General features: G+C 36.4%; 4 protein-coding genes and 1 pseudogene. 2 read left to right on the top strand and 3 right to left on the bottom strand.

What is annotated here, in order from left to right:
* Window positions 1-123: 123 nt before the first annotated feature.
* The gene (locus ACY65O_RS11250) at window positions 124-258 is read left to right on the top strand and encodes an ankyrin repeat domain-containing protein (protein WP_462220954.1); all 135 of its coding nucleotides are present in this window, start codon (window positions 124-126) and stop codon (window positions 256-258) included.
* A gap of 12 nt (window positions 259-270) precedes the next feature.
* Window positions 271-1,203, top strand: a pseudogene (gene dusB / locus ACY65O_RS11245) (tRNA dihydrouridine synthase DusB); the annotation flags it as partial.
* Here dusB and ACY65O_RS11240 read toward each other — a convergent pair.
* The 3 genes from ACY65O_RS11240 to ACY65O_RS11230 all read right to left on the bottom strand — a co-directional run.
* The gene (locus tag ACY65O_RS11240; protein WP_462220953.1) at window positions 1,200-1,733 is read right to left on the bottom strand and encodes a hypothetical protein; all 534 of its coding nucleotides are present in this window, start codon (window positions 1,731-1,733) and stop codon (window positions 1,200-1,202) included. The pseudogene dusB and the gene ACY65O_RS11240 overlap by 4 nt on opposite strands.
* A 9-nt stretch (window positions 1,734-1,742) precedes the next feature.
* A complete protein-coding gene (locus tag ACY65O_RS11235; protein ID WP_462220952.1) occupies window positions 1,743-2,444 on the bottom strand; it encodes a glutathione peroxidase in 702 nt (233 codons plus the stop codon).
* 100 nt (window positions 2,445-2,544) lie between these two features.
* A partial coding sequence (locus ACY65O_RS11230; RefSeq protein WP_462220951.1) for an aldehyde dehydrogenase family protein occupies window positions 2,545-2,983 on the bottom strand: 439 nt, incomplete at its 5' end.

Genomic DNA, 2,983 nt, shown 5'->3' with positions numbered 1-2,983 from the left:
GTCCAATTATTACTATGTCATGGAGCAAATCCCAACCTATCATCTTACGAAGATAACGACTTCGACGACAACGACAACGTAACTCCCTTGTGTATTGCATCACGAAACGTAAATTAACTTGCGATGAAAAATTTATTAGAATCTGGTGCAGATCCAAATCACAAAAATGATGACGGCAATACACCAATTCATATGATATTTCTTAATGATCATCAATGTTCTTTGCATTTAGTTACTCCTGCTTTCCAATTATTGTAACAATATGGTGCTGATCTTATGTACACCGAATTTATCAGCAGCGAAGGCTTGATAAGAGATGCGATCAAAAGCAGAAAAAAGTTAGACATTTTTGATTACGAAAAACCTGTTGGCATTCAAATTTTTGGTGGCGATGAAGAGAGTTTATCGCTGGCTGCAAAAATTGTTGATGTTACCAATCCTGATTTGCTGGATATTAATTTTGGCTGCCCCGTAAAAAAAGTAGCACTAAAAGGTGCTGGTGCAGGCGTTTTAAAAGATGTGGACTTAATGGTGCGGCTAACGGATGCCGTTGTAAAAAGTACCACACTACCTGTAACCGTAAAAACCAGATTGGGCTGGGATGACAGCAACAGAAATATAGAAGAAGTAGCGGAACGCTTGCAGGATGTGGGCATAAAAGCATTGGCAATACATGGCCGTACCAGGGCGCAAATGTATAAAGGCGAAGCCGACTGGACACTTATTGCTAAAGTAAAAAATAACCCTCGAATTAAAATCCCCATTTTTGGTAATGGCGATATTGACAGCCCTGAGAAAGCACTGGAGTATAAAAATAAATATGGTGTTGATGGCATTATGATTGGCCGAGCCGCCATTGGTTACCCGTGGATTTTTAACGAGATAAAACATTTTGTAAAAACCGGTGAGCATTTAGCACCACCAACTATTGAAGACCGTGTGGCGGTTTGTAAAAAACATTTACACAAATCTTTTGAATGGAAAGGACCCAAAGTGGGCATTTTTGAAATGCGCCGCCATTACACCAATTATTTAAAAGGAATGCCTGGCATAAAAGATTACCGCTTTAAATTAGTTACACTCGATACCGTGGAAGAAATTGATGCTGTGCTGGATGAAATTGTAATTAAATACAGTGGTTATACTTTTGAAAAAACACCTATAGAATTAATTAACTATCATGAAAAGTGCCCGGTGCTTTAAGATTTAGGTTTGATAAATTCTTTTATTGCATTTAAATAAACATGCCCACGTTGCTCCGCAAAATAATCCGCAGCAAGTGCCAGCAAGGCCATAACGGCTAAGGTTAAACCAAAGCCTTTCCAAAATTGTTTGTCAATATTATTTTTAAAATAGAAAAATAATATTATGCCCGTTATTGCCATTGCAATTTCTACCCAACGGTAAATAATAAAATTTTTCATTACCGTTTCCATCCTGGGTATTTCTTTAGCAGTTGCATAAGCCACGGGCTCAAGACCAATATTATAAGCCACATCCGCACTTTGTTTATCGCTTCTTGTATAAACTGTATAGCCGGCAACTAATTGCATAATACCTAAAACAACTAACGGAATTACTGCAGCTTTAAAAAGTGTTGTATTAGTTTTTATAAAAAAGAAAAATATAACAGCGAGAATTACAGCAACAATTCCAATTATAACAAACAAAAGGCTTTCCAGTTTTTCGGCGGTAAAATATTTATAGATAAAACTAAAGTCGTGTTGCAGCATACAACAAATTTATTGTGTCAGGGCGTTTATAATATCTTTATTAAATGGTTCAACAGTAGAACCAAAATAATTGATCAGCCTACCTTCTTCATCCACAATATACTTACAAAAATTCCAGGCAGGTGGCTGATTATTCCATCCGTTTAAAGCAGCATCGGTAAGCCACTGAAATACTTTATTTTGATGGGCAGATTTTACTACGCTGCTTTTGCTCATGAGCATAAACGTTACACCATAATTTCTTTTACAAAATTCGGCTATTGCTTTATCGTCTCCTTTTTCCTGTTCCTTAAAATCGTTTGCCGGAAAACCAATGATCACTAATTTATCTTTATTGGCCTCGTACAGTTTTTGCAAGTCTTCGTATTGATCGGTATAACCGCAATCGCTGGCCGTATTTACCAGCATTACTTTTTTGCCTTTCAGTGTTTCAAAAGAAAAAGCTGTACCATCAATCAGGGTGTCTTTTAAAGTATAAAAAGAAACTGCAGCTGTTGCCTTTTCGTTAGAAAGCGCTTTGGTGTTTGTACCTGTAAGCTTTGCCCACCACATCCATGCTGGATAAATTGCTTTTAATAATTTTTGTCTGTAAGTCATATTTATAGAATTTCTGTTTGCAATTTCTACGTAAGTAAAAAAAGCAATAATCAATAGTAAAAGAACAAATAAAAATCTTTTAAGTTTACCAGATCTCTTTTTGTCTTTATTCATTTTATATAATTTATTTCTTCAATTTTCCCAGCCATCTTCTACATTTCTTCCCCCTTCGGGGTTCTTTGAAAAAGAACGAACGGAGTTCTAGCGGGGGCTTTTACCTTATCACCCATTTAAACAATTTCAGTTTCCCCTTAAACGGCGGATATTTTATCGCCGGGTCAAACCAGGTTGGTGTTTTCATCACTGCTTTTTTATGGCTGAAAGTATCAAAAGAATTTTTGCCATGATAACTGCCTGTGCCACTAAAACCCCGGCCACCAAAAGGTAAATTGTGATTAGTTAAATGCCAACTGGCATTATTAACACAGCCGCCACCAAACGCCACACTGTTCAGCCAGTCTTTTTCTTTAGCATTGCTGGAAGTGAATATATAAAATGCTAAAGGGTTTTTGTTTTGCTCAATTATTTTTAGTGCTTCTTCCTTTGTAGTAAAAGAAATGATGGGCAATATCGGTCCAAAAATTTCATCTTTCATTATGGATGAATCTGCATTTACCTTATCCATAATAGCAGGTTCAATAAAAAGTTTTGCT

Source organism: Ferruginibacter sp., from assembly GCF_031430955.1.
Taxonomy (GTDB): Bacteria; Bacteroidota; Bacteroidia; order Chitinophagales; family Chitinophagaceae; genus Ferruginibacter.
The sequence above is the reverse complement of the archived record's forward strand: the minus strand, read 5'-3'. Positions and strand labels throughout refer to the sequence as shown.

What these genes read in the sequence shown, in the direction of transcription:
- ACY65O_RS11250 (WP_462220954.1), top strand. Translation starts at nt 124, where the DNA reads ATGAAAAATTTATTAGAATCTGGTGCAGATCCAAATCACAAAAATGAT.
- ACY65O_RS11240 (WP_462220953.1), bottom strand. Translation starts at nt 1,733, where the DNA reads ATGCTGCAACACGACTTTAGTTTTATCTATAAATATTTTACCGCCGAA.
- ACY65O_RS11235 (WP_462220952.1), bottom strand. Translation starts at nt 2,444, where the DNA reads ATGAATAAAGACAAAAAGAGATCTGGTAAACTTAAAAGATTTTTATTT.